This window comes from Geodermatophilus sp. SYSU D00815 (assembly GCF_054050035.1).
Genome location: NZ_JBJGYO010000003.1, coordinates 214,455 through 239,384, shown reverse-complemented (window position 1 = coordinate 239,384; position 24,930 = coordinate 214,455). Strand labels below are relative to the sequence as shown.

Genomic DNA, 24,930 nt, shown 5'->3' with positions numbered 1-24,930 from the left:
GACGGGGATGAGGGCGCGGACCATCTGGGGCGTGGTGTGGATCGCGGTCGGCCTGGTGGTGTCGGTCGGCGGCATGGTGCTGGCGATCGCCGACCCCGACCGCGCCCTGCTCGGCGGCATCGGCTTCGGCGTCGGGATCCTGCCGTTCCTGGCCGGCCTCTTCCTGGTCAAGCGCGCCCTGCCGGAGGCGGGGAACGGGAACGGGCGGCCCTGGGACACCTCGGGCAGCATCTGGGACTTCTTCAGGTGAGCAGGTGCGCCACCGCCGGCGAGCGGCGCACGGCGACGTCGCGGCCGGCGCGCTCGGCGGCCTCGAGGTGGTCGAGCAGCAGCTCGGCGCCCGGCCGCGACAGCGCCACCACCGAGCCGGCGTCGATGCAGTCGATGCGGGCGGGCTCGCGGCCGTAGCGGCGCCAGAAGGAGTCGACGGCGGCGGCGTCGACCACGCCGGCCAGGCAGAGCGCGCGCCCGCCCGAGGTGTTGAGCAGGCGCACGACGCCCCGAGCGGTCACCGCCCCAGTGTGCCGGTCCGCCCGTGCGGCGACCCGGTGTGCCAAGGTGCCCGCCGTGCCCAAGAACCTGGTGCTCGGGATGCTGGTCAGCGCGTTGGGGCTCGCCGCGGTCGTCGGCGGCGCCGTGCTGCTGACGTCGGACGGCGGCGGGCTGTGGCTGCTCGTCGCCGGCGTCGTCGTCGACCTGGTCGGGGTGGCCCTCGCGGTCTCCGGCCTGCGCGCCCGGCGCGGCGGTTACCAGCCGCACGAGGGCTGAGGCGGCGAGGTGAAGAAGCTGACCGCCACCGGGCTGGCGCTGCTCCTGGCCGGCGTGGCCGCCGTCGTCGTCCCGCTGTTCCTGCTCGACCGGCTGCCGGTGGGCCTGCTCACCGGTCTGATCGTGGGCGGGGTCGTCGTCGTCACCGGCGGCGTCATGGTGCTGTCCTGGTCGCTGACCCGGGACGTCGAGGTCGACCCGGCGGCGCCGAAGCGGGGCCGCGGGGGTGGGGACTGGGCGGGCTGGTCGAGCTTGTTCGACGCGTTCAGGTGACGCCGACGGGCCGGCGCGCCCACTCGGCGGTGGCCTGACCCAGCGCGACGGCGTGGGTCAGCCGCAGGCTGCCGGCCAGCCAGACCAGCACGTCGTGGATGCGCAGCCGGCTCACCGCCGTGCCGAGCAGCCGGACCGCGGCGTCCTCGAGCGCGGCGAACGCCCCGGCCGACCCGCGCAGCTCCCGGTGCACGACCGCCTCGACGCCGCTGTCGCCCTCGCGCAGGTGCGGCCCGAGCTGCCGGCGCGTCGTGGAGTTCAGGTGCGGCACCAGCGTCGGCGCCCGGTGGTGCAACGCGGCGAGGACGACGGCGTCCTGCGGCAGGTCCCCGATCTCCCGCAGCAGCGCGCCGACCGTGCCCGGCTCCTCGAGCACCGAGAACTCCTCCGCCGGCAGCTCCCAGAACGCGCGCCCGCCGGCCCGGGCCGAGACCGCGAGGAACAGCGGCCACGAGCCGTCGAGCGCCGACCGCGCCGCCGTCCAGGACGCGCGGTCGAGCCGGCCGTGCAGGCCCTCGGCGACGAGCACGTCGAAGTCGGCCGGGACGGCGGTGGGCGGCGGCTGGGTGTCGAACCGCGACCACCCGAACGCCGGCACCTGCACCCAGCGGCCCTCGGGGTGCGAGGGCGAGCGGAAGCGCAGCGGCCGGCGTCCCCGGGCGTAGCCGAGGAGGGCCGCCAGCGCGGTGTCGAGGGGGATCGGCTCCGGCCCGGCGCTCGGCAGGTCGAGCGCGCCGTCGGCCACTGCCACCACCCCCCGGCGACCCGCGGGGAGGCGGGCCGTCCCCGGAGGCTAGCGCGCCGCAAGCCGGGTCCGAGCGGCGGACCGCAGGCTCGTCGGCGTCGGCGTCGGCGTCGGTGTCGAGAGGAGAACGGACGTGAGCGCGCTGCTGGTGGGGCTGTCGATGGGCGTGTGCGCGCTCGCCGTCGCGGGAGGCGCCTGGTTCCTGGAGACGACGCCGCCGCTGGGCTTCGCCCTCGTCGGCGCGGGCGTGCTGTTCGGCGTGCTGGGCGTCGTGCTCGTCCACACGGCGCCGCGGAGGCCGACGGTCGCCCCGCCGCCCGCCGGGAAGGGGTCCGCCGCGCCGGAGGCCGCGAACGCCGTCGGCGCGTTCCTGGACGCGCTGCGGTGAGAACGGCGCGGCACGTGCTCGCGGCCTGGTGGGCTCTCTGGTGGAGGTCGTCACCTGAGCGCGCGGCGGCCGCCGTCCCGGTGACCCCGGGACGGCGGCCGCCGGCGAGGGATCAGTGCCCGGCCATCGGCAGCCCGCGGTCGGTCGCCGAGTGCCCGCACGTGCAGGCCCCGTGCCCGCAGTGCGAGCAGGACGCGCTCGGCGGCAGGTCCAGCGCCGGGTTGCCGTCGAAGAAGCCGACCGGCTTGAGCATGAACCCGACGTAGGCGCACGGCATGACCGGCCAGTCCTCCGGCCGCACGACGTGGTGCGCGCCGACGGTGTACCAGAGCACGACGTCGGTGTTCTCCAGCGGCGCGTCGTCGGCCTGGTAGACCGGCAGACCTTGCGCGTCGGGCGACTGGTACGGGTAGTCGCCGGCGGCGTAGAGCTCCCGCGGGTCGTACCTCGTCACCCACAGGTCGTGCTGCACGAAGCGGGCCCGGTCGTAGATGTACGAGCCCTCCTGGACCATCGTCGGGACGACGTCCTTGGGCATGAGCTTGTAGCCCACCGGGCTGCCCAGCTCGTTGACCTTGTTCGGGTTGACGACCTTCCAGTAGCGGGCCGTCTCGTACTTCCAGTCCCGCGCGCCCTCGGCCTCCGAGGCGACCAGGGTGTCGCGGGTGATCCAGGCGTTCCTGTGCGGGTTGAGCGCCGGGTCGGGCTCGGGGATGGAGTCGACCTCGTAGACCGAGTTGTCCGGACCGTCGACGGTCATGTCCATGCGGACGCTGAAGAAGTGCTGGTGGTGCGGGCCGTAGATGCCCGGCGCCACCAGGTTGCCCCAGCGCGGCTTCTCGCCCACCGGGATCGCGCCGGTGGTGAGCACGCCGGTCAGCTTGATCTCGTGCTCGATGTTGCCGTCGGTGTAGAGGTACCAGAAGAAGCCGTACTCGTAGTTGCCGACGGTGGCGATGAAGCTGATGACCAGCCGGCGGGAGCGGCGGACCTCGACCTCGCCGGTGCGGAAGTCGGTGTGCTTCCAGGCGATGCCGTAGTCCTCCTCGTGCATGCAGACGGCGTTCGGGATGGTCACCGCGTTGCCGAGCGAGTCGTTGACGACGCCGTCGAAGTAGTAGATCTCGCCGAGGCAGTCGCAGCCGAGGGTGAGCGGGTTGGCCATCAGGCCCATCCCGACCTCGCCCATGTCGAACACGTTCTTGTTCCAGTGCGTCGGCGAGGTGTCGCCGTAGGGGACGACCATCTCCGACAGCGCCGCCCGGTACATCACCGGCCGGACCTCGCCCCGGTCGGTGTAGGTGAGCTGGTGCAGCACCAGGCCCTCGCGCGGGTTGAACCCGACCCGCAGCGACCACTTCTGCCAGGTCACGTTCCAGCCGTCGACGGTGAAGCTCGGTCCCTCCGGCTGGGTGATCTCGATGGGCTTGAGGTCGTCGCGGAACTGCGTGAACGCCGGGCGGTTGTTCGCGTCGAACATGAACCGCTCGGTGTAGTTGCCGGCGGTGGGCGGCAGCGGGACGACGCCGTGGTCCTCGATCTCGACCACCTTCATCGCGTCGAGGTCGAAGTGCACGATCAGGCCCTCGACCGGGCGGGCGTAACCGTGCTCGCCCGGCGCCGAGCGCACGAACGTCAGCGGCCGGCAGATCAGCGGCGAGTTGTCGTGGTGGTCCTGCGCGCCGTAGTAGCCGGCCGGCCACGGGTCCACCATCGCCAGGTCGAAGTCGGTGACCCCGCGCCTGCGCATCGCCTCCTGCCAGCCGGGGTCCTCCCGGACGACCTTCTCCACGCCGTCCATGTGCTCGGCGAGGTAGGAGGGGAAGCGGCCGGGCACCGGTGTCCACGACTCGACGATCCCGAGGTCGAGGTCGACGACCCCCTCGTAGATCATCTTCTGCGCGTTGTCGTAGGCGACGGTGAACGCCTTGCGCGCCGGGATCTCGTCGAAGACGAGGGTCGCCGGCTTCGGCGGTTCGGCCAGCGAGATCATCACGAAGCGCAGGGTGTCGCTGGTGTGGTCGCTGCCCTGCACGACGGCGGCGGCGCGCTCGATCTCGGCGCCGGTGAGCGGGTCGAGCGGGTGGGCCGCCGCGGACGGCACGCCGCTGAGGTCGGCGAGGGCGGTGTCGACTGCCATGGTTCTCCTGTTCGGCGAGGGGTGGGTCAGACGGTCTCGGGGGAGGCGGGCCTCTTCTCGAGCACCGCGAGGTGGGCCAGCGCGTCGGGGGCGGACAGCTTCTGCGCCGACCGCCGTCCGAAGACGTAGACGAGGAGGGCGACGACGAGGAACCCGACGGTGATCGAGCCGAGCCAGGTCATCCAGGTGCCCGCGCTGACGTCGATCCACGGCGTGGCGAACGAGTAGTAGACGCCGGCCGCGGTGGACAGGCAGCCGATCACCACGACCAGCCAGACGACCGGCATGCCGCCGGGGATCCGCCAGAAGTCCTCGTTCGCGTAGCGGTCGGCGTACTTCTTCCGCGCGATCACCAGCGGGACGAAGAAGAAGAACCCGGACAACAGCCAGATCACGCTCAGCGCGCCGGTCAGGTAGACGGTCACGTTGGCCATCGACGACTGGCTGAACAGCGCGACCATGATCGTCGAGGAGATCGCGCCCTGGACCAGGACGGCGGTCACCGGGTTGCGGGTGCGCGGGTTGAGGTGGGTGAAGATCCGCGGCAGGTGGCGCTCCAGGCCGGAGACGAAGATCAGCCGGGAGTAGGCCACCTGGTAGGTGACCAGCGCGACGAACACGATGAGCGCCAGCACGATCGCGGCGACCTCCATGAGGCCGTCCCACCCGCTCTGGGCGAGCATCCCGATCACGCCGGTCACCGGGTCGATCTCCGCCGTGGGCAGCGCCATCATCGTGCCGAGCGTGGTGAGCAGGTAGATGAGGATCAGCGCCGCCGACCCCCAGGCGATCATGCGGGTGGCGCTGCGCTTCACCGACAGGAACTCCGCGCCCATGTTGAACGGCGTCTCGACGCCGACCAGGTAGAGCAGCACGGTGCCGAAGAGGAACCCGCCGACGGCAAAGTTCGGGACCAGCGCGTCGCGGGCGACGAACTCGGTGGCCGGCCCGCCGTTGCTCACCGCGTAGGTGACGCCGACGACGAAGATCACCGCGGTCAGCACGCCGTACACGACGAACGCGATGTTCATGATCTTCTGGTTGGCGGCGAGCTTGGCCAGCGCCAGGCCGACGACGACCCAGAGGATCACCAGCTGCAGGATGATCGACAGGGTCAGCCCGATCTCGGCGTGGAACGCCAGCAGCAGCAGCTGCACGATGATCGCCGGCGAGGCGGCGCCGTTGAGGATCACCGGCACCCACGACAGGAACCCGCCGAAGAAGGCCAGCGGCTCGTTCATCGTGCGGTAGGCCCAGATGTAGACCCCGCCCTGACCGGGCCAGAGGTTGCCGAGCTCGGCCACGGCCATGCCGGCCGGGATCAGGAACAGCACGATGCCGAGGACCCACATCGGGATGGCCGTCCACCCGCCGGTCGCCATGACCGAGGAGCCGGTGATCCAGCAGATGATGAAGACGTAGGTGGCGGTGAGGCCGAAGGTGCCGAGCACCTTGGGCAGCACCTGCTCGGGCACCAGCTCGGTGGTCATGAGCGCGTCCCGAGCGCGGGGTGTGGGTGACTCCGGCGGTGCGGCGTCGATGGCCATGCTTGCTCTCCTGGTGGAAGGTGGGGGACCTAGTCGGCTTGGATCTCGCCGTCCTTCATGCGGACGACGCGGCTGGCCTCCTCGGCGACCGTCGGGTCGTGCGTGCTCGCGACGACGGTGACGCCGAGGTCGGTGCAGAGGTCCCGCAGCAGGCGGACGACGGTGGCGCCGGTGCGGTGGTCGAGGTTGGCGGTGGGCTCGTCGGCGAGGATCAGCGCCGGGTTGCCGATCAGCGAGCGGGCGATCGCGGTGCGCTGCTGCTCGCCGCCGGACATCTTGGGCGGTACGTGGTCGATGCGGTGGCCGAGCCCGACCAGCTCGAGGAGCTCCACCGCGCGCTTGCGCAGCGCCGTGCGGTCGTAGGGCTCGAACATGAGCGGGAGCTCGACGTTCTCCACCGCCGACAGGAACGGGATCAGGTTGTAGCTCTGGAAGATGTAGCCGATCGTGTCGTGGCGCAGCGCGGCGAACTGGCTCTCGGTGAGCGCCGCGGTGTCCTGCCCGTTGATCACGACGCTGCCCTTGGTGGGCCGGTCCAGCCCGCCGATCATGTTGAGCAGCGTCGACTTGCCGCTGCCCGACGGGCCCATGAGGCAGACGAACTCGCCCGGCATCACGGTGAGGTCGGCCTCGACGAGGGCCTTGACCACCTCGTCGCCCAGCTTGTGCAGCTTCCAGGCGCCGGTCACCTGCACGACGGCGGTGGTCGTGGGTTCCTCGGTGAGCGTCATCGTCAGGCTCCTGCGGTGAGGGATCGGATGGGGGGACGGGAGGCGGCCCGCCAGGTGGGCACGAAGCTGGTGGCGACGGCGGCGACCGCGCTGACCACCACGGCGATGCCGACGCCGAGGGCGGTGCCGGCGGCGGAGACGCCGGACTCGGCCAGGCCGGTGCCGGCCATGACCAGCGCGGCGACGACGGCGAGCCCGGCGCCGGCGACCGCGCCGACCACGGCGGCGACCACCGGCTCGACGAGGAGCGCGGCCACCACGGGTGGGCGGCGAACCCCCGTCGCGCCCAGGACGCCGAGCTCCCGGGTGCGGTTGGCGACCGTGCGCGTGGTGGCCACCGCGACCTCGACGACGCCGACCAGCAGCACCGTGACGGCGATGAGGACGACGGCGCGGCGCAGCTCGGCGGGGTGCCCGAGGGAGGCCGCCTCCTCGTTGATCCCCGAGGCTGTGCCGAGGACCACCACGAGCAGGAAGGCGCCGGTGGCGGTGGTGACGATCGGCAGCAGCAGCGACTTCCTGCGGCGCCGGGTGGACAGCAGCCCGTAGGCCAGACCGTGCCTGATCACGCGACATCTCCCAGCAGCTGGACCGGCCGCTGCTGCAGCAGCCGGTGGACGGGGACGAGGGCGCCGACGATCGCCATGGCCGGCAGGTAGGCGGCGACGGTGCCGGCGGCCTGCAGCCACGCGACCGGGGTGGCGATCCCGGGCAGGACCAGCCAGACGGCGCCGGCGGCCAGACCGATGCCGATGACGTAGGCGGCGAGGAAGACGAGCGCCGACTCGACGAGGAAGAAGTAGAGGACCTCGTCGGCCAGGCCGATGCTCGACATGATCCCGAACTCGCGGCGCCGCTCCTGCACCGCGGCGAGGAACGAGCTGATGGCGATGACGAAGCCCAGGACCAGCCCGATCGTGCTGATCAGCCCGAGGGTGGAGCTGGTGACCTCGCCGGCGAACAGCGCCGAGTACTTCTGCTCGAAGGTGGTCGCGCCGCTGCCGCCGACCGCGTCGTAGACGAGCGGGGCGCCGTCGGGCTCGACCGCGGGGTTGGTCGTGGCCGCGTAGCCGGTGGCCTCGCCGAGCAGCTGCCCGAGGTCGTTGCGGTCGGCGTCCGCGGCCGGCGGGTCGACGGTCCACCAGCCGTTGCCGGCGGCGTCGGTGACCCGCTGCGCCGTCCACCCGTCGGGGACGGCGAGCTCGGGCGGCGGGCCGTCGGAGACGATCGCGCCGGCCTGGCTGTCGTAGTGCACGCCCTCGGCGGGGACCACCCACAGCGCGGCGCCGTCGAGCACCTGGGTGACCGCCTCGTCGCCGGTCGTGGCGAAGCCGGAGGAGATGGTCCGGACGACGGTCACCGACAGGATCGCCAGCGCGATGCCGAACGTGGCCAGGACGAACCGCTCGGGCCGGCGCCGCACGTTGGCCAGCGCGAACCGCAGCAGCCGCACGAACGTGCTGTTCCCCAGCGACGCGGCGCCGGCGGCGATGGGTGGAGCGGCTGCCGAGGGGGAGGGATCCAGGACCGTCGTCGCCATGGCGGGGACTTTCGACCCCGTTTGTTGCCCCTGTCCTGCCGGATTCCTTCCGTCTCGGTTACCGGTTGCTCACAGCGTGAACGGGTTGTTGCGGTCCGCTCCGCTCCGCAGGCGCGCGCCGCGGAAGCCCTGGTCAGCGCGGTGGGAGGCCGACCATGACGAGGGCGATGACGGCCGGCACCGTGCCGCGGTTCACCCACCGGTGCACCGCGCCGTTCTGCACGACGGTGTCCCCGGCGGTCAGCCGGGTGGCCGGGCCGTCGGGCAGCTCGAGGACCACCTCGCCGGCCAGGACCACCTCCAGGTCGATGCTGGCAGTGGCGTGCATGCCGGAGGGGTCGGCGGTGAGCGTCGCGCGCAGGCCGGGCAGCAGCGCGTCCATCTCGGCCCGGGCCGCCCCGTCGTCGGGGGTTTCCGCGGACCCGCCGGGCGGCAGGGCGAACGTGCCGAACCGGACGCCGCCGGGCGGCGGGAAGTAGGCGGTGCCGGCGCCGCCCCGGCCCAGCACCGGGGCGTCGTCGGCCCAGAGCAGGTGCCACTCGGCACCGGGCGCGGCCCGGGTCCGCACCGGCGGCACGTCCTCGTCGGAGACGACGACGGAGCGGCCGTCGTCGGTGAGCCCGGTGACCACGCGGCGCACCTGGCTCACCAGCGGCCGGTGTGGATGCGCACCCTGCGGTAGCGGACCAGCCGGGCGCTGCGCACGCCGGGCACCTCGCCCACCCGGCGGTAGCCGTCGGCGATCTGGGCCTCGGTCGCGCAGGTCATCTCCACCTGCAGCGCGGCGCTGCCGGTGCTCTCGGTGACGTAGGTGGTGTTGGGCAGCCGGGCGAGGGCCTCGGCGACGGCGGTGCTGTCGCGGTCGATCTCCAGCACCACGCGCACGGTCCGCACCATCCCGGACAGCGGGTCGGGGCGGGTGCGGATGCGCACGACGCCGTCCTTGAGCAGCCGCACCAGCCGCTGCCGGGTGGCCGGGACCGACAGCCCGGTCCGCTCGGTCATCGCCGTGACGGTCATGCGGGCGTCCTCGGCGAGGCAGGTCAGCAGCTGGCCGTCGACGTCGTCGAGCGGCCGGTGGGTCTCCTCGCCGCTGCGCCACAGCATGGAGTCGCCGGCGCGCGGGGGTGCCGGGGCGCCGCTGAAGGTGAACACCGGCGACCAGTTGCGCAGGTGCACCATCGTGGTCAGCCGGCCGATCTGCTCGACCGGCCGCACGCCGGCGTTGAGGACGGCGGCGAGCTCGGCGTTCGACGCCGTCGACAGCTGGAAGTAGAGGGTGCGGTAGTCCTGCCCGAGCGCCATCCACGCCACCTGGTCCAGCGCGGCCAGCCGCTGCTCGACCTCGTCGATCCCGCGGTCGACCTCGGCCTCCACGAACGCGACGACCGAGCGGCCGACCGTGCCGGGGTCGACCAGGGCGACCGAGCGGATGTAGCCGCTGCCGACCAGCCGCTCGTAGCGCTGCCGCACGGCTCCGACCGCGATGCCCAGCTGCCGGGAGATGCCGAGCAGCGAGGCCCGGCCGTCCTGCTGGAGGGCGTCGATGATCCCGAAGTCGACCGCGTCGATCCCCGGCCAGCGCAGGTCGTCCTCGGCCGCCGGGGCTGCGCTGTCCTGCATGGCGGTCCTCACCTGGCCGGGAACCGCCGAACCGTAGCAAGCAGGACGGCGCAGCCGGCCGTCACCGCCGGGGCGCCCGCGGATCGGCCACGAGCGCGTCGATCTCGGCCGCCCACGCGGCCCGCTCGCCCGCCCCGACCGAGTCGTCGTACCAGGCCAGGTCGAACGAGGTCTTGGCCGCGGCGCCGACGTCCACCTTGTTCCACCCCAGCTTGCGGGCCAGCAGGGCGTAGTCCTGGGCGATGTCGGTGTGGTGCAGCTCGGGGTCGTCGGTGCCGATCGCCAGCGGCACCCCGGCGTCGGTCATCACGGTCCAGGCCTTGTGCCAAGGGCTGTCGGAGTGCAGGCCGCCGAGCGCGTAGCCGCTGGGCGTGAAGGTGAGCCCGACGCCGGCCTCGACCAGGCGGGCGAGGACGGCGGGGTCGTCGGCCGCCATCCAGCCGTGGTCGATCCGGTCCAGGCCGATGTCGAGCGCGGCGACGACGTCCTCCAGCTCGTCGGCGTGCCCGCAGAGCCGGAAGCCCTCGGCCCGGGCGCGCTCGTAGGCCGGGGCCAGCGCCTCGAACGGCACGGTGCGGTGGTCCCCGTCGTTGCCGACGCCGAGGATCGTCAGGCCCTGGTCTCGCAGCGGCAGGACCTCCTCGACCAGCGCCAGCGCGGCGTCCGGGCCGTCGAAGCGGTGCATCGCGACGATGATCCCGCCGGTCAGGCCGAGCTCGTCGCGGGCGACGGCGAAGGCGTCGGCCACGGCGGGCAGCAGCACCGCCGGCGGCATGCCGATCTCGGCGCGGTGCAGGTCGGGGGTGCAGAACAGCTCCAGGTGCCGCACGCCGCGGTCGTAGGCGTCGCAGATCATGCGCAGCGCGCCCGTGGTGACCGTGGCCGAGTCGCCCCACAGCTTCACGGCGCGGTCGAGGTCGTCGAAGAACTTGCCGACTCCCCGGTTGTCGTAGGCGGCGTTGGCCTCGTCCCGGGAGAGGGCGGTGCCGCGGGTGGCCTTGACCAGCCGGGCGTACTCCGACGGCGACTGCGAGCCCATGTGGTGCATGTGCATCTCCGCCTTCGGCACCCGGCGGGCCAGCAGCGCGACCTCCTCGTCGGGCTCCATGGGCAGGAGGTCGTAGGTGACGTTCGGGTCCTTGCTCGAGGGCACGGTGGTCTCTCCTGGTCAGTAGGTGGCGAAGCCGGACCGGGCCAGCCGCTTGCGGGAGCGCTCGAGGAAGATCGCCTCCCACTCGTACGGCGTGACGGGCTCGTACCGGGGGCCGCCGTCGTCCACGCAGGAGGGCAGCGGCTCGACGACCGTGTCGATCGCCGGCAGGTAGAAGGTGGGGATCGAGACGCGCGAGCGGCCCGGCTCGTACGCGGCGATCACCCGGTGGGTGGTCGACTTCCACCGCCCGTTGGTCCAGCGGGCCATGAGGTCGCCGATGTTGATGACGAAGGAGTCGGGGACGACGGGGATGTCGATCCAGCTCCTGTCGTCGGCGAAGACCTGCAGGCCGGTGTAGTCGCCGGTCTGGTAGAGCACGGTGAGCACGCCGGAGTCGGTGTGCGCCGGGAAGATCACCCGCGGGTCGTCCGGCGTCGACAGCTGCTCCTGGGCCGGGTAGTGGTTGGCCGAGAAGGTGGAGACGTCGACCTTGAGCGCCTCGTCGAAGTGGTCCTGGGGCAGGGCCAGGGCGAGCGCGAACAGCTGCATGATCGAGCGCCCGAGGTCGCGGGTGGCGGCGAAGCAGGCGCGCCAGGTCTCGGGCAGGCCCGGCACCTGCGTCGGCCAGACGTTGGGGTGGAAGTAGTCGCTGTAGTCGACGGGCACCCCGGCGGCCACCGCGGCGTCGCCGTCGTCGAAGACGTTGACCTGCAGCCGGCTGACCCGGATGTCGCCGACGTCGTCGCGCTCGGTGCGCACGCCGCGGAACGGGTGCCCGGTGGGGGAGGACATGCCGTCGCGCACCTCCTGCGGCAGCGCGACGAGCTCGTTCATCGACGCGACGACGCCGTCGAGCAGCTCCTGCGGGACGCGGTGGCCGGTCACCTGGAAGAAGCCGACGTTCTCGCACGCGTCGCGGACCGCGGCGGCCGCCGGGCCCGGGTCGCCGCCGGCGAGGAAGTCGGAGAGGTCGATGACCGGGACGGTGGTCCCTCTCTTGACGGTGGCCATGGGGGGATCGCTCCTCGGTTCAGTGGGTGGCGGTGGCGGGGGCGCGGTCACCGAAGAGCAGGCCGGCGATCGTGTCCTCGTAGGCGTGGAACTCGGGGCTGCGCAGCAGCTCGGGGGTGCGCGGGCGGGGCAGGTCGATCGGCACGTCGGCGACCACCCGGCCGGGGCGGGGGGACATGACGACGACGCGGTCGGCGAGGAAGACGGCCTCGCCGATGCCGTGGGTGACGAGCAGCGAGGTGATCGACCGCTCGCTCCAGATGCGCATCAGCTCCAGGTTCAGCCGCCGGCGGGTGAGGTCGTCGAGCGCGCCGAAGGGCTCGTCGAGCAGCAGGGTGCGCGGCTCGGTGACCAGCGCGCGGGCGATCGCCGCCCGCTGGCGCATCCCGCCCGAGAGCTGGAACGGCCTGGCCGACTCGAACCCCGACAGGCCCACCAGCGCGAGCAGGTCGCGCAGCTCGGCGGCCGACCGGCGCAGCCCGGTGATCTGCAGCGGCAGGCGCAGGTTCTCCTCCACCGTGCGCCACGGCAGCAGCGCGGAGTCCTGGAAGGCGATGGAGATGGCGTGCTTCCTGCGGGCGACGTCGGGGTGCTCGCCGGCGACCAGCGCCCGGCCGGAGGTGCAGCCCTCCAGCCCGCCGAGGATGCGCAGCGCCGTCGACTTGCCGCAGCCGGACGGCCCGACCAGCGCGACCAGCGAGCCCTCGGCGACCTCGAGGTCGACGTGGTCGAGGGCGGTCACCGTCTCCCCGCGGAGCGGGAAGGTCTTGACGACGTCGTCGAGCAGCAGGCCGGTCATCAGGACAGCCGGCTCTTGCCGTCGTAGGCCTCGTCGAGCAGCTCGGCGGTGACCAGGTCCTCGATGGCCACGTCGATGCCGGAGTCGTCGAGCACGACCTGCGAGGAGGTGAGCGAGTCGGGGGAGATCCGCAGCAGCCCGTTCTGCTGGGTGTACTCGGTGGAGACGTACCCGATCAGCGCCTCGAGCGAGGCCCGCTGGGTCTCCAGGTCCAGGCCCAGGTCGCGGCCGTACTCCTCGACGGTCAGCCGGGCGGCCTCGGCGACCCCGTCGTTGTAGACGACGTCCTCCCAGCCCCGGATCTCGCCCCAGAGGAACCCGACGAGGGTCCGGCGGACGTCGGCGTCCTCGATCGACTCCCGGCGGACGATGTAACCGGCCGACACCGGGTTGTAGCCGTAGTCGGCGAAGAGCATCACCGTCGGCTCGATGCCCTGCGACTGCAGCGTGGTCAGCTCGCCGCCGGCGTAGCCCTGGAAGCCGTCGACGTCCCCGGTGACCAGCGGGGTGACGTCGTACTGCACCGGCACCTCGGTGAGCTCGGACTTGTCGATGCCGTTGAGCTTGAGGAACAGCGACCACTGCGGGTCGTTGGCGGCGAAGACGCCGATCCGCTTGCCGCGCAGGTCCTCCGGGGTGCTGATCGGGGCGTCGCCGCGGGAGAGGATGTTCAGGCCGTTCTTCTGGAACGTCGCGCCGATGATCGCCAGGTCGGCGCCGCCGTCGGCGACGAGCTGGGCGGCCTCGTCGAGCGACGCGCTGCCCACCAGCGACTGGCCGGAGGCCACCGCCTGCACCGGGCTGGAGTTGCCGCCACCGGCCTGCAGGTTGACCGTGACGTCGCGGCTCTCCCAGTAGCCGCGGGCGTCGGCGAGGTAGCTGCCGCCCCACTCGTAGTCCTTGGTCCACGAGAGCTGGTAGTCGACGGTGCCGGAGGCGCCGCCGGACGCCCCGCCGCCGTCGGAGCCGCACGCGCTGAGCAGGGTGGCGCCGCCGCCGAGCAGCACGGCGCCCGCGCCCAGGCGCAGGCCGCCCGCCAGCAGGCTGCGCCGGCTCAGCTGGCGGGCGGCGAGGGTGTCGAGGTCCACGGGGACTCCTTCTGGTTCTCAGTGGGGGGAGCGCCGGAGCCGGTCCGGTGCGAAGTGACCCAGGCAGACGGCCTCGAGGACGCCGACGGCGGCGTACCAGGCCATCGTGAAGACGGTGGTGACGGCGACGGCGGCCCACAGCTCGGAGTAGCCGCCGGCGCCGGTCGAGGCGGTGATCATCAGGTAGCCCAGCCCGTCGCCGGTGGCGAGCCACTCGGCGACGATCGCGCCGAACATCGCCGAGGGGACGGCGACCCGGGCGGCGGCGAAGAGGTTCGGCACCGCCGAGGGCAGCCGCAGCCGCACCAGCGTGGCCACCCGGCCGGCGTCGAGGCTGCGGAACCAGGTGAGCTGGTCCGCCGGAACGGCGCGCAGGCCCTGGCTGGCCATGACGAAGGTCGGGAAGAAGACCGCCAGCGTGGTGATGACCAGCGTGACCACCATGCCGCGGCCGAAGAGCAGCACGAACAGCGGCAGCACGGCGAGCACCGGCAGCGCCTGGGTGAGGAGCAGCACCGGCATCAGCGGCCGTTCCAGCGCGGGCAGCAGCACGAAGGCGATCGCCAGCGCGGCGCCGACCAGCATGCCGACGACGAAGCCGGTGACGGCGTGCACCGCGGTCTCGCCGAGCGCCGTGCCGATCGCCGACCGGTTGAGCGCGGCGTCGTCCTCGGAGAAGAGGAAGGCCCAGACGTCGGCGACGCTCTTGGTGCCGAAGGAGTCCAGCCCGAAGGTGGTGACGGCGAGCTGCCACAGCAGACCCATCGCGGCCAGCGAGGCGACCAGCCAGCCGAAGTCGGTCAGCACCCGCCGGGTGACCGTCGTCCGGATGGGGGCGCGGCGGACGGTGGCGGTCACCGCTGCACCTGCCAGCCGTTGACCAGCCGGTTGCCGAGGCCGACGAGCGCGTAGCCGAGCACGGTGAGCAGCACCAGGACGACGACGCAGGCGTAGACCCGCGCCGTGTTGAGGTAGCCCAGCGCGTTGACCATGAAGATGCCGAGGCCGGTGTCGGCGCCCAGCCACTCGCTCGCGATGGCGCCCAGCAGCGCACCGGGCACCGCGACCCGCAGGCCGGAGAAGACTCCCGGCAGCGCGCCGCGCAGGCGTACCCGGCGCAGCGCCGTCCACCGGGTGCCGCCCAGCGAGCGGACGAGGTCGAGGGCATCGGGGGTGGCCGCGCGCAGCCCGGCGGCGGCCGCGATCAGGGTCGGGAAGAAGACGACGAGGGCGGCGACGGTGATCCGGGTCCCCTGCGGGTCGAGGAACAGCTTGAGGATCGGGGCGAGCACCAGGGTCGGCAGCGCGTACAGCGCCAGCGCGAACTGGGACAGGATCCGGTCGACCAGCGGCGAGAGCACGAAGCCGACGGCGAGCACGAGCGCCGCCAGGTTGCCGACGGCGAAGCCGGCGACCGCGACCTGCACGGTGGCCCAGGTGTTGACCAGCAGCAGGTCCCGGTCGGCCCAGCCCTGCCGGGCGGCGTCGAGCGGCGAGCTCAGCGCGAACGAGCCGGGGAAGAAGACGTCGGCGGCGAGCTGCCACAGGGCCACCAGGACGACGACGGCGACGACGACGTCGCGGGAGGACGGCGAGAGCAGCCGGCGGCGCCGCCCGCCCGGCAGGCCGGCCGGATCGAGGGCGCGGACCGGGCCGGCGGCGTTCCCGACGGGCGGGAGCGCCGGCCTGGTCGCGCGCTGCTCCTGGACCGGCAGGGGCAGCGCCCGTGGTGGTGTGGACATCCACGACCCTCTCGGGGCAGGCGGGACGGCGGATCCCGGGACGGAGCCGCACCGCCCAGCTCCCGGGAGGGATCGGTCAGTTCTGTCGAGGAACACTTTCGTTCCAACAGAGCTGACGTCGAATTGCCGACGATCTGAGCAGGAGAGCGATCGCCGGTCAACCGGCGAAACATGATTGTCACGGCCGGAAACGTGCTCGTCGCGGACGGGGCGCGAGGCTGGGCCCGTGCGCGTCTACCTGGCCGGTCCGCTGTTCACCCCCGTCGAGCGCCGCTACCTGGACGAGCTGGCCGCCGTCCTGCGGGCCGACGGCTTCGACGTCTTCGTCCCGCACGAGCAGGAGTTCCTCGTGCCGGCCGAGGAGATGGCCGCAGCGGTCGTCCACGAGACCGACCGGCGCGGCATCGACGCGGCCGACGCGGTGGTGGCCGTGCTCGACGGGCCGATGGTCGACGACGGCACCGCGGCCGAGGTCGGCCTGTTCGCCGGGTTGACGGCCGGCGACCCGCGCCGGCGGGGGATCGTCGGCGTGCTCACCGACAGCCGCGCCGTCGCCCGGGACGGCCGGCCGATGGAGGGGCGCGGGCTGAACCTGTTCCTGCGCGGGCTGGTGGAGTCGGTCGGCTGCGTCGTCACCAGCGCCGACGACGTCCTGCCCGTGCTGCGCCGGTGGCGCGACGGCTGAGGGCTACCGCCGCAGCGCGGCGGCGCCGGCGAGCGCGAGCTGGCCGGTGACCAGGGCGAGGCCGGTCCACATCAGCGGGTGCGCGGCGGCGTGCGCGTGGTGCGGGGCGGTCGCGAGCATCTGCGCGTGCAGCAGGAGCATCGCGCCGTCGACCGCGGCGGTCAGGCCCCAGGTGGTCGCGGTGGGGTGCCGCCACAGGTGCCAGGCGCAGGGCAGGCAGAACAGCGCCATGAAGAGCATGACCAGCGAGCCGAGGGAGCTGGCCTCGAGCAGCAGCAGGTGCACGACCGCCGACGCCCCGGCGAGGGCGGCGGCGACCCGGCCCAGGGCGGCGGCCCGGACCGGCCGGTCGAGTGGTCGTTCCAGTGCGGTCATGCGCCCGACCTTCGTGCGGCGGCGTTACCCGCGTGTCTCCGACTGGGGACGATCGTGCTGCCCGGGGTCCAGGCATAGGAAGCCATGCCTGCGAATTCGCGGCGGAAACCGCAGGCATGGCTTCCTATGCCTGGACACCGGAGCGACGCGGCGAGTCGACATGTCCGCAACGAACGGGTGCTGACATGTCGACATGAGCACGACGCAGCGCACCCTCCCTCCCGGCGCGACCGTGGTGGAGGTGCACGGCTCGCGCTTCCTCCTGGAGTGGCTCGACGTCACGGTGCTCGCCGCGGCGGCCGCGTCGCTGCGCCGGACGACGGAGCCCGCGCCGCCGCGATGAGTTGACCGCGCCGACCCGGTCCTACCGGGCATGCAGACGCAGATGCTCGACCTCGGCCCGCAGACCGCCGAGGTCGCCCGGATCGTCGCCGGTGTGCGGGAGGACCAGCTCGGCGACCCGACGCCCTGCCCCGGCATGCCCGTCGCCGGCCTGCTCGACCACCTCGTGGGGCTGACCCTGGCGTTCCGGCACGGGGCGGAGAAGTCGCCGCTCGCCGGCGGGCCGCGGGCGTCGGCGGAGGACCTGACGCCGCAGTGGCGCACCGAGCTGCCCGCCCGGCTCGAGGCGCTGGCGGCCGCGTGGCGGGAGCCCGCCGCCTGGGAGGGCCTGACGGAGGTGGGCGGCGCGCGCATGCCCGGCGCGGCGATGGGCGTGGTCGCGCTCAACGAGGTGCTGGTGCACGGCTGGGACCTCGCCGCCGCCACCGGCCAGGAGTACCGCCCCGACCCCGCGGCCGTGGAGGCCTGCCTGCGGTTCGCCGTCGACCTCGCCGCCGGTTCGCCGGAGGTGCGCGACTCGATGTACGGCCCCGTCGTCCCGGTGCCGGACGACGCCCCGGCGTTCGACCGGCTGCTCGGCCAGACCGGCCGCGACCCCCGCTGGACCGCCTGATCGCCGGCTCGAGCGGCGACGTCCCCGCTCCCGCGGCGCCGAGCGCCCGGGGGGTGGCCCGGACGGCCGACCGAGCCGGCGAGGGGTCCCTCCCGGGGTCGGGTTCGTGCTCCGCGGGGGCTGCCGGACCCGCGGACCACGAGATCGACCCCGGAGCGGGGCCGTTCGCGACGGGCGATGCCGCTCCGTGTTCACAACGTGACTGGTGGCGGCTACGGTGCGCGCGTGCTGAGCCCCCGCGCCGCCGTCGCCGATCCGGCCCGCCTCGCGGCCATCGACAGCTACCGCCTGGAGGGGCACGCCGGCGACCCCGACCTCGACGCCGTCGTCAGCTACATGGCCCGCACCCTGCGCGCGCCGATCGCGATCATCAACCTCGTCGGCCCCGACCGGCAGTGCTTCCCGGCCGAGATCGGCGTGGGGGTGCCCTACTCCAACGTGCCCGACGAGCTGTCGTTCTGCGCGTACGTGGTGGCCGAGGGCGTGCCCCTGGAGGTGCCCGACGCGACCGCGCACCCCGTGTTCGCCGCGAACCCGGCGGTCGTCGCCGGCGCGATCCGCTCCTACCTCGGGGTGCCGCTGGTCGACGAGGACGGCTACGTGCTGGGCTCGCTCGGCGTCTTCGACGACGCGCCGCGGAGCTTCTCCGGCGAGGAGCTCGACGTGCTGCTCGTCCAGGTCCGCCTGGTCCGCACCGTTCTGTCGCTGCGCCGGCAGGTGGCCATGCACCAGTGGGACGCCGCCCTGCTCGCCGTGCAGAACCGGGTGCTCGAGGCGGTGGCCACCCGCCGCCCGCTCGACGACGTGCTCGACCTGCTCGCCGCCGCCGTCCGGGAGCTCTCGCCGGACGCCGACGACCGGCAGCGGGCCGGTCTCCACGAGGCCGTCGACCGGCTGACCACGGTCGCCACCGAGGCCGACGGCTGGCGCCGGACGATGACCCGCGTCGCGCGGCAGGACCCGCTCACCGGCCTGGCGAACCGGGCGTACCTGCTCGAGGCCGGCCGGGCGGCGCTCGCGGCCTGCGGCGGCGCCGTGCTGTTCGTCGACGTCGACCGGTTCAAGGAGGTCAACGACCGGGGCGGGCACGCGGTCGGCGACCAGCTGCTGGTGCGCCTGGCCGACCGGCTGCGCGAGCAGCTCGAGGACGTGCCCGACGCGCTGGTTGGGCGGCTCGGCGGTGACGAGTTCGCCGCGATCCTGCCCGGGCTCGACCTCGCGACCGCCGAGGCCGTGGGGCAGCGGCTGGCCCGCGCGCTGGTGGACGAGGTGGAGGTCGGCCGGCGCAGCGTGCGGGTGAGCGCCAGCATCGGCCTGGCCGTCGCCGGGCCGGGCACGGCGCTGGAGAGCGTCCTGCGCGAGGCCGACCTCGCGATGTACGGCGCCAAGGAGCGCGGCCGCGGCGTGCTGCACAGCAACGACGTCGGCGAGTTCACCGCCTGACGGCGCGCCGTCGCCGCGCCCGCCGACGGGCGTGCCGCCGGGGAGGTGGCCGCGCCGGCGCCGGTGCCCGTGCCCACGGGGAAGGCCGGCTGCCGGACACCGGTCGCGGCCACCTCACCCCTGTCATCGTCGCGGAGGCCGGTAGGGGTTCGCGGTTCCTGCGGTTTTCTTGCGGATGCGTGGAGCTGATCGCGCGCTTCGCCCGCCAGAGTTCTCCGTGCGGGCAGGGGGAGCCCGCACCAGGGGGAAGTTCCGGGCCCCGCTCGTCCTGCACGGGGGAAGACGAGCGGGGCCCGAGCTCTGCCCACGGGTCGCCTGCACGGGTGGAACCCGCCCCCGGACGGGCTACACCGCGGGCCGGCCGCCACGGACCGTGACGGTCCGCGGGGCACAGTGCGTCGGTGCGTGTTGTCCGGAAGCTGGCCGCGACGGCGGTGGTCCTCGCGGCGGCCGTCGCGCTGCCGCTGGTCGCGACCGTCGGCGACCTCTCCGGCGACGACCCCTTCCCCAGGTCGGTGGTGGCTCCGTGACCTCGTGCCCGGCGTACGTGGTCGTCGCCGAGGGGCGGGAGGTGCGCTGCACGCACCCGGCCGGCCACGGCCCCGCCGAGGACATCCACCAGGGGCTGCTGCGGGTCACGCTGCCCGACGGCCGGGAGGTGGCCGCGTCCCTGGTGTGGAGCAGCTCGCCGAACGAGTGGGACGCGCGCAACCTCGAGCAGTCCGGCTGAGGCCTACCGCCGCCGTCCGATCGCGACGAAGACGGGGGCGAAGTAGGTCGGGCGCGCGGCGGCGGCGTCGGCACGGGTGACGGCGGCCTCCCAGCGGGCGACGTCGTCGGCGGTCGCGACGCCCTCGGCGACCATCGCGTCGCGGGCGGCCCACATCGGTGCCTGCACCCCGGGCGGCAGCGTCGCGATCGTGTACCGGCTCTCGTGCAGGTCCACGTCGAGCCCGGCGCGCTCGAGCAGGCGGCGCAGGCGCAGCCCGGTCATCAGGTCGTTGCCGCGGCGGCGGTGGAACTCGAGGTACTTCTCGAACAGGTCGTCCAGCTCCGGGTCGAGGTCGAGGGTGCGCGCCGCCGTCCCGTCGACGTCCACCAGGTAGACGCTGCCGCCCGGCCGCACCAGCGAGGCCAGGTGGTCGACGATCCGCTGCTCGTCCGGGCCGTTGTGGGCCAGGACGTGCCGCATCATCGCGACGTCGACCGAGCCGGCGGCGAGGCCGCTGCTCGTGCCGGTCCCTGCGGTGAGCTCGACGTTGGTCGCGCCGGACGCGGCGATGACCTGCCGGGCGGCGGCGCGGGCCGACGCGTCGGGCTCGACGGCGAGCACCCGGCCGGACGGGCCGACGACGTCGGCCACCTGGACGGCGACCGCGGCCGGGCCGCAGCCGACGTCGGCGACGACGGCGCCGGGGCCGATGCCCGCGCGGCGCCAGTGGTCGGCCTCGTCGGCGCGGGCCCGCTCGGCCATGAAGCGGTACCGGCGGACCTCGGCCTCGCTGACCGCGAGCGCGTAGTCGGTCATGGCGCCCTCCTCGGGAGAGCGCCAGCCTGGCAGCGGATCAGCCCGCGGTGTAGGGGGCGGGCCGCCGCGACGCCACCCGCACGACGACCGCCCCGGGACCCTGCCGGGTCCCGGGGCGGTGGCACCGCGTCGTCGGGATCAGGAGACGGCGCGGACGTGGCCGTCCCAGTGCGGCTTGCGCAGCTCGGTCTTGAGCACCTTGCCCGCGGCTGACAGCGGCATGGCCTCGACCAGCTCCATCGACCGGGGGGTCTTGTAGCCGGCGATCCGCTCGGCGCAGAAGGCCCGCAGCTCGGGCAGGGTGATCGTGCCGCCGGCCACCGGGACGACGACGGCGTGCACCCGCTCGCCCCACCGCTCGTCGGGGACGCCGATGACGGCGCACATCGCGACGGCGGGGTGCAGGCTCAGCACGCTCTCGACCTCGGCGGAGTACACGTTCTCACCGCCGCTGATGATCATGTCCTTCATGCGGTCGCAGATGTAGACGAAGCCGTCGTCGTCCATGTAGCCGCCGTCGCCGGTGTGCATCCAGCCGCCGCGCAGCGCCTCGGCGGTCTCGACCGGGCGCTCCCAGTAGCCGAGCATCACGTTGCCGCCGCGGACGACGATCTCGCCGGTGGCGCCGCGGGGCACCTCGGCGCCGTCCTTGTCGACGACGCGCACCTGCACGTGGGCGAGCGGGCGGCCCGCGGAGCGCCGGCGCACCGGGTCGTCGTGGTCCTCGGGCGAGAGGAAGGTGACCGACGGCGCGAGCTCGGTCATGCCGTAGAGCTGGCTGAAGGCGGCCTCGGGCATGGTCTTCATCGCGCGCTGCAGCAGCCCCTCGGAGATGGGGGAGGCGCCGTAGAAGACCCGGCCGACGCTGGTGAGGTCGAACTCCTCGACCCGCTCGTGGTCGACGAGCATCTGGATCATCGTGGGCACGAGGCCGAGGTCGGTGATCCGGTGCTCGGGGATCGCCTCGAGCACGGCCAGCGGGTCGAAGCCCGGCATGATCACCTGCCGGCCGCCGCGGGTCACCTGGGCGAAGGCGACGCCGAGGCCGCCGACGTGGAACATCGGCATGACCATGAGGAACGTGCCGCCCGGGGTGAGGAACTGCTCGGTGGCCAGGCAGCCGAAGATCGACGTCATCATGTTGGCGTGGCTGAGCATCACGCCCTTGGAGCGGCCGGTGGTGCCCCCGGTGAAGAGGATGGCGGCCAGGTCGTCGCCGTGCCGGTAGGCGTCCTCGACCGGCGCCGCGGCGGCGACCAGCTCCTCGTAGGCGAGCATGCCGGCCGGCGCCGGGCCGTCTCCGGCGTGGACGACGTGCTGCAGCCGCGGGTGGGCCGACCGGATGTCCTCGGCCATGGCGGCGAAGGCGTCGTCGACCACGAGGATCCGCGCGTCGATCTCGACGAGCGAGTCGACGATCTCCGGCACGCTCCAGCGCGTGTTCACCGGGACGACGACCCCGCCGGCCCAGAGCGCGGCGCAGGCCGACTCGACGTAGCGGTCGGAGTTGAGCGACAGGATCGCGGCGCGCCCGCCGGTCCTCAGCCCCAGGCCCTGCAGCGCACCGGCCAGCCGGGCGACGCGGTCGAGCGTCTCGGCGTGGGTGCGGACGCGCGGCCCGCAGATGGTCGAGACGCCGGCCGGGTCGTGTTGCGCGGCCCGGTGCAGGCCCTGGGTGAGGTTCACGGCGGATCCCCCTGTTCCGTCGGATGGAGCGGTCGCGATCACGGTGAGTGACCTCACAGAGGGTTCACAAGATCGCCCACTCGTTCGGAGGGGAGGCGTCACGCCTGCGGGGGTTGGGCATGCCAACCGTTTGAACGCAGCGTGACGCCGTGTCATCCGAACGTGAGCAGGGCGCGGGTGCTGGACCGGGCGACGGCCGAGCCGCACCATGCGAGCCGTGATCGACCGCCGGCTCCCGCTGCTCGCCCTGGCGACGGCCGTGGTCGCCGCGTGCGGGGCCGGCGCCGGCGGGCCGGGGGAGCCGCTGCCCTACGTGGCGGAGTTCGCGCTCGGCGAGGGCCCGGGGTTCGTGCTCGGCCCGACCCCCGGGCCCTCGGTGGAGGTGCTGCCGGAGCCCTCCCCGGCGCCGGTGCCCCCCGAGCCGATGCGGTCCGAGCCGGTCCCGCCGACCGCTCCCGGGGACCTCCCGCTGTTCGAGCCGACGGTCGCGTGGGTGGACGACGGCCGCTACCTCGCGGTGGTCGGCTACGGCAGCAGCAGCTGCCCCAGCGGCCCGCACGGCCTCGACGTCGTGGGCGACCAGGCGATCGAGGTCCGCCTGGGGCCGCTCTTCCCCGACCGGGACCCCTGCACCGCGGACCTCAGCGGGCACGTCACCGTCGTGGAGCTGCCGGAGGGGATCACGCCGACGAGGCCGCTGACCGCCCGCTTCGGGGAGCGCGAGGTGACGATCCCCGCGGTCGGCTGAGTCACGCGGTCGCGTCGCGGGGTTCGAGGACGACGACCGGCGTCTCGGTCGACCGCCGTCCCGCGTAGCCGTCGAGGTCCGGGTCGACCGCGCGCCAGCGCTGCCACAGCCGGTCCCGCTCCTCGCCGGTCGCGGCGCGGGCGCGCACCGGGCGCGGCTGCTGGTGCGCCAGGCGGACGACGGCGTCCGGGTGGGCCTGGAGGTTGAGCCACCACGCCGGCGAGCCCTCCTGCCAGCCGTTCATCGCCAGCAGGACGAGGTCGGCGCCGTCCTCGAGGTAGCCGAGGATGACGCTGCGCTCCTGGCCGGACCTCCGCCCGACGGTGGTGAGGCGCAGCGCGCCCCAGCCGCGCTTGTTCGCCGGGGTCCAGAGGAAGCGGCCGCCGCTGACCCGGTACAGCGCCCGGTGGACGCACCAGGCCGCGCGCACGAACCACTTCGGCGGTACGCGGGGTGGTCGGGTGGCCGCTCCGGTCATGGCACTCCCTCCCTCGCGGCGCAGCGTCCCACCGGTCGGTTGCCGCGGAAAGGGGCTGGGGCGCGCACTGCTCCCGCGGTGTCGTGCGCGCGTTCGCGGTCGTGCAGGACCGCAGACGCGGGCGCAGCACCGCAAGACCGCCGGCTGGTCGCGAGCATCGCTCGGAAGGGCCAAATCTCGACCGGTTCGGTCACTCCTCGGCCGCAGTGACTGGTCTGCCTGCGGGACACGGAACACGCTGCCGAGTCGAATCGGTACGTGTGACGACGGAGAAGCCTTGCCCATGAAGACACCTGCCGCGCTGTCGGCCGCTCTCGTCCTCGCCTGTCTCCCGCTGACGGCGTGCGGTGGTGACGACGTCTCGGAGGCCGCCGCAGCCGGGAGCACTTCTCGCAGCGCTCTCCCGCCGACCACCAGCACCGCTCCGACGACGACCGCCGCGACGCCGTCCCACAACGAGCGCAACAACATCGTGAAGCAGCTCGGCCAGGAGGGCGGATTCGCCGACACGACGGGCAAGGAGCAGGTGTTCTCGTTCGCGGTGGACAACATCACCGTGAACCCGGTCTGCGACAGCGGCTTCGCCCAGCCGCCGGCGAACGGCCACTACATCGCCGTCGACATCCGGGCGAGCACGACCGCCAACTACACCGAGCAGGGCATCCCGGTCCTGTTCACCGCCGACCAGTTCCAGGTGATCGGTCCCGACGGGGTGACCGTCACCAGCCTGAACGGCAACTCCTACTCGTGCCTCCACGAGAGCCGGCGGATCACCCAGGACTTCCTCGGCGACGCCCAGCAGTACCGGGGCACCGTGATCCTGGATTCGCCCGTCGACCACGGCTCGCTCGTGTTCCTCGTGGCGGGGACCGACGGGGGCTGGGAGTGGACCTTCTGATACCGGAAGCGGCCCGCCGCTCCCGGGGTCTTCCTCGTACTCCAGGGGTCCTGCAGCACCCCCGGAGCGCGAGGAAGGCCCCGGCAGCGGACTAGCTCGTGACCTCGTCGAGGGCCGGCGGCAGGGGCAGGCCGAGCAGCTGGAGCAGCTCGGCGACGGTCTCCTCGACGAAGTCGGTGTCCGGCACCGTGCTGCCGTCCTCGGCGACCAGGTCGCGCACGTCCTCGGGGTGCGGCGCCCGGCCGAGGGTCTGCCGCGCCCAGCTCACGAAGCCGTCCACCTCGGCGGGGACGTCGAGCGGCCGGCTGGCGTCGGGGTCGGCGAAGTAGTCGCGCGGCTGGATGCCGAGGTAGAACCGGCCGAGCCCCGGGGGAGCGGGTCGGTAGTCGACGGTCGCGATGTCGCTGTCGTGGATGTCGACGACCAGCTCGGGCGTCCCGTCGGCGCGGTCGCGCCACTGGCCGTCGGAGTAGATGAAGGTGCCGAAGTAGCCCACGGCGTCAGGGTGGGGGAGGGCCTCGCGCAGACGGGCCAGCCGCGCCGCACGGCACCTGCCGACCCGGGCCCGGATCGCTGTCAGCAGATG

General features: G+C 73.7%; 32 protein-coding genes. 12 read left to right on the top strand and 20 right to left on the bottom strand.

The features are described 5' to 3' along the window. Positions 1-7: 7 nt before the first annotated feature. A complete protein-coding gene (locus ACI78S_RS05715; RefSeq protein ID WP_456971259.1) occupies positions 8-250 on the top strand; it encodes a hypothetical protein in 243 nt (80 codons plus the stop codon). Here ACI78S_RS05715 and ACI78S_RS05710 read toward each other — a convergent pair. Next, positions 243-512 (bottom strand): hypothetical protein, encoded by a 270-nt coding sequence (locus ACI78S_RS05710; RefSeq protein WP_456971258.1) that lies wholly within the window; start codon positions 510-512, stop codon positions 243-245. The genes ACI78S_RS05715 and ACI78S_RS05710 overlap by 8 nt on opposite strands. A gap of 55 nt (positions 513-567) precedes the next feature. On the opposite strand from ACI78S_RS05710, the gene ACI78S_RS05705 reads away from it, so the two are divergent. Both ACI78S_RS05705 and ACI78S_RS05700 read left to right on the top strand, forming a co-directional pair. Continuing rightward, complete coding sequence (locus ACI78S_RS05705) at positions 568-768, top strand: hypothetical protein (protein WP_456971257.1); 201 nt, start codon at positions 568-570, stop codon at positions 766-768. A 9-nt stretch (positions 769-777) separates the two neighbouring features. Continuing rightward, positions 778-1,041: a hypothetical protein gene (locus ACI78S_RS05700; protein WP_456971256.1), complete on the top strand. Its 264-nt coding sequence runs from the start codon at positions 778-780 to the stop codon at positions 1,039-1,041. On the opposite strand, the gene ACI78S_RS05695 is transcribed toward ACI78S_RS05700, so the two are convergent. Beyond that, entirely contained in the window at positions 1,034-1,786 is a 753-nt protein-coding gene (locus tag ACI78S_RS05695) for a hypothetical protein (RefSeq protein WP_456971255.1), read from the bottom strand. The genes ACI78S_RS05700 and ACI78S_RS05695 overlap by 8 nt on opposite strands. 133 nt (positions 1,787-1,919) lie before the next feature. Between ACI78S_RS05695 and ACI78S_RS05690 the strand changes: the two genes are divergently transcribed. After that, positions 1,920-2,174, top strand: a complete 255-nt coding sequence (locus ACI78S_RS05690) for a hypothetical protein (protein WP_456971254.1) — start codon at positions 1,920-1,922, stop codon at positions 2,172-2,174. A 112-nt stretch (positions 2,175-2,286) separates the two neighbouring features. Here ACI78S_RS05690 and ACI78S_RS05685 read toward each other — a convergent pair whose 3' ends face one another. The 13 genes from ACI78S_RS05685 to ACI78S_RS05625 form a co-directional block, all read right to left on the bottom strand. After that, complete coding sequence (locus ACI78S_RS05685; RefSeq protein ID WP_456971253.1) at positions 2,287-4,314, bottom strand: primary-amine oxidase; 2,028 nt, start codon at positions 4,312-4,314, stop codon at positions 2,287-2,289. A 26-nt stretch (positions 4,315-4,340) separates the two neighbouring features. Beyond that, positions 4,341-5,804 carry an APC family permease gene (locus tag ACI78S_RS05680; RefSeq protein WP_456971252.1) on the bottom strand — a complete coding sequence of 488 codons (1,464 nt, stop codon included), beginning with the start codon at positions 5,802-5,804 and terminating at the stop codon, positions 4,341-4,343. Positions 5,805-5,890: 86 nt separating this feature from the next. Continuing rightward, on the bottom strand, positions 5,891-6,592 hold the full coding sequence (locus ACI78S_RS05675; protein ID WP_456971251.1) for an ABC transporter ATP-binding protein: 702 nt from the start codon (positions 6,590-6,592) through the stop codon (positions 5,891-5,893). A 2-nt stretch (positions 6,593-6,594) separates the two neighbouring features. Next, complete coding sequence (locus ACI78S_RS05670) at positions 6,595-7,161, bottom strand: FtsX-like permease family protein (RefSeq protein WP_456971250.1); 567 nt, start codon at positions 7,159-7,161, stop codon at positions 6,595-6,597. Continuing rightward, positions 7,158-8,132: an ABC transporter permease gene (locus tag ACI78S_RS05665; RefSeq protein WP_456971249.1), complete on the bottom strand. Its 975-nt coding sequence runs from the start codon at positions 8,130-8,132 to the stop codon at positions 7,158-7,160. Before ACI78S_RS05665 ends, ACI78S_RS05670 begins: the two co-directional genes overlap by 4 nt. 133 nt (positions 8,133-8,265) lie before the next feature. Continuing rightward, positions 8,266-8,781, bottom strand: a complete 516-nt coding sequence (locus ACI78S_RS05660) for a hypothetical protein (protein ID WP_456971248.1) — start codon at positions 8,779-8,781, stop codon at positions 8,266-8,268. Further along, positions 8,778-9,755: an Lrp/AsnC family transcriptional regulator gene (locus ACI78S_RS05655; protein WP_456971247.1), complete on the bottom strand. Its 978-nt coding sequence runs from the start codon at positions 9,753-9,755 to the stop codon at positions 8,778-8,780. Before ACI78S_RS05655 ends, ACI78S_RS05660 begins: the two co-directional genes overlap by 4 nt. Before the next feature lie 61 nt (positions 9,756-9,816). Next, positions 9,817-10,908 carry an adenosine deaminase family protein gene (locus ACI78S_RS05650; RefSeq protein ID WP_456971246.1) on the bottom strand — a complete coding sequence of 364 codons (1,092 nt, stop codon included), beginning with the start codon at positions 10,906-10,908 and terminating at the stop codon, positions 9,817-9,819. A gap of 15 nt (positions 10,909-10,923) precedes the next feature. Further along, entirely contained in the window at positions 10,924-11,919 is a 996-nt protein-coding gene (locus ACI78S_RS05645) for an isopenicillin N synthase family dioxygenase (protein ID WP_456971245.1), read from the bottom strand. Positions 11,920-11,938: 19 nt separating this feature from the next. Next, a complete protein-coding gene (locus ACI78S_RS05640) occupies positions 11,939-12,718 on the bottom strand; it encodes an ABC transporter ATP-binding protein (RefSeq protein ID WP_456971244.1) in 780 nt (259 codons plus the stop codon). After that, positions 12,718-13,806, bottom strand: a complete 1,089-nt coding sequence (locus ACI78S_RS05635; protein WP_456971243.1) for an ABC transporter substrate-binding protein — start codon at positions 13,804-13,806, stop codon at positions 12,718-12,720. Before ACI78S_RS05635 ends, ACI78S_RS05640 begins: the two co-directional genes overlap by 1 nt. Before the next feature lie 18 nt (positions 13,807-13,824). Next, the gene (locus ACI78S_RS05630; protein WP_456971242.1) at positions 13,825-14,664 is read right to left on the bottom strand and encodes an ABC transporter permease; all 840 of its coding nucleotides are present in this window, start codon (positions 14,662-14,664) and stop codon (positions 13,825-13,827) included. Then, complete coding sequence (locus ACI78S_RS05625) at positions 14,661-15,548, bottom strand: ABC transporter permease (protein WP_456971241.1); 888 nt, start codon at positions 15,546-15,548, stop codon at positions 14,661-14,663. The genes ACI78S_RS05630 and ACI78S_RS05625 overlap by 4 nt, the downstream gene beginning before the upstream one ends. Positions 15,549-15,774: 226 nt before the next feature. On the opposite strand from ACI78S_RS05625, the gene ACI78S_RS05620 reads away from it, so the two are divergent. Next, positions 15,775-16,233 carry a nucleoside 2-deoxyribosyltransferase gene (locus ACI78S_RS05620; protein ID WP_456971240.1) on the top strand — a complete coding sequence of 153 codons (459 nt, stop codon included), beginning with the start codon at positions 15,775-15,777 and terminating at the stop codon, positions 16,231-16,233. 3 nt (positions 16,234-16,236) lie between these two features. Here ACI78S_RS05620 and ACI78S_RS05615 read toward each other — a convergent pair whose 3' ends face one another. Continuing rightward, complete coding sequence (locus tag ACI78S_RS05615; RefSeq protein WP_456971239.1) at positions 16,237-16,608, bottom strand: hypothetical protein; 372 nt, start codon at positions 16,606-16,608, stop codon at positions 16,237-16,239. Positions 16,609-16,801: 193 nt separating this feature from the next. On the opposite strand from ACI78S_RS05615, the gene ACI78S_RS05610 reads away from it, so the two are divergent. The 5 genes from ACI78S_RS05610 to ACI78S_RS05590 all read left to right on the top strand — a co-directional run bounded on the left by ACI78S_RS05610 (position 16,802) and on the right by ACI78S_RS05590 (position 19,736). Continuing rightward, positions 16,802-16,951, top strand: coding sequence for a hypothetical protein (locus tag ACI78S_RS05610; RefSeq protein ID WP_456971238.1), 150 nt, complete (start codon positions 16,802-16,804; stop codon positions 16,949-16,951). 30 nt (positions 16,952-16,981) lie between these two features. Continuing rightward, the gene (locus ACI78S_RS05605) at positions 16,982-17,563 is read left to right on the top strand and encodes a TIGR03086 family metal-binding protein (RefSeq protein WP_456971237.1); all 582 of its coding nucleotides are present in this window, start codon (positions 16,982-16,984) and stop codon (positions 17,561-17,563) included. Between the two features lie 225 nt (positions 17,564-17,788). Then, a complete protein-coding gene (locus ACI78S_RS05600) occupies positions 17,789-19,006 on the top strand; it encodes a diguanylate cyclase domain-containing protein (protein ID WP_456971236.1) in 1,218 nt (405 codons plus the stop codon). Positions 19,007-19,407: 401 nt separating this feature from the next. Beyond that, positions 19,408-19,536 (top strand): hypothetical protein, encoded by a 129-nt coding sequence (locus ACI78S_RS05595; protein WP_456971235.1) that lies wholly within the window; start codon positions 19,408-19,410, stop codon positions 19,534-19,536. After that, positions 19,533-19,736: a hypothetical protein gene (locus ACI78S_RS05590; protein ID WP_456971234.1), complete on the top strand. Its 204-nt coding sequence runs from the start codon at positions 19,533-19,535 to the stop codon at positions 19,734-19,736. The genes ACI78S_RS05595 and ACI78S_RS05590 overlap by 4 nt, the downstream gene beginning before the upstream one ends. Before the next feature lie 3 nt (positions 19,737-19,739). On the opposite strand, the gene ACI78S_RS05585 is transcribed toward ACI78S_RS05590, so the two are convergent. Together ACI78S_RS05585 and ACI78S_RS05580 are read right to left on the bottom strand one after the other, a co-directional pair. Next, positions 19,740-20,534, bottom strand: a complete 795-nt coding sequence (locus ACI78S_RS05585) for a class I SAM-dependent methyltransferase (protein ID WP_456971233.1) — start codon at positions 20,532-20,534, stop codon at positions 19,740-19,742. Between the two features lie 138 nt (positions 20,535-20,672). After that, a complete protein-coding gene (locus ACI78S_RS05580) occupies positions 20,673-22,220 on the bottom strand; it encodes a long-chain-fatty-acid--CoA ligase (protein WP_456971232.1) in 1,548 nt (515 codons plus the stop codon). A gap of 217 nt (positions 22,221-22,437) precedes the next feature. Between ACI78S_RS05580 and ACI78S_RS05575 the strand changes: the two genes are divergently transcribed. Next, complete coding sequence (locus tag ACI78S_RS05575) at positions 22,438-22,968, top strand: hypothetical protein (protein WP_456971231.1); 531 nt, start codon at positions 22,438-22,440, stop codon at positions 22,966-22,968. Between the two features lies 1 nt (position 22,969). Here ACI78S_RS05575 and ACI78S_RS05570 read toward each other — a convergent pair whose 3' ends face one another. Next, the gene (locus ACI78S_RS05570) at positions 22,970-23,446 is read right to left on the bottom strand and encodes a nitroreductase/quinone reductase family protein (RefSeq protein WP_456971230.1); all 477 of its coding nucleotides are present in this window, start codon (positions 23,444-23,446) and stop codon (positions 22,970-22,972) included. A 283-nt stretch (positions 23,447-23,729) separates the two neighbouring features. Here ACI78S_RS05570 and ACI78S_RS05565 point away from each other — a divergent pair, with 283 nt between their 5' ends. After that, positions 23,730-24,344, top strand: coding sequence for a hypothetical protein (locus tag ACI78S_RS05565; RefSeq protein ID WP_456971229.1), 615 nt, complete (start codon positions 23,730-23,732; stop codon positions 24,342-24,344). 91 nt (positions 24,345-24,435) lie between these two features. On the opposite strand, the gene ACI78S_RS05560 is transcribed toward ACI78S_RS05565, so the two are convergent. Beyond that, complete coding sequence (locus ACI78S_RS05560) at positions 24,436-24,840, bottom strand: hypothetical protein (protein WP_456971228.1); 405 nt, start codon at positions 24,838-24,840, stop codon at positions 24,436-24,438. Between the last annotated feature and the right edge of the window lie 90 nt (positions 24,841-24,930).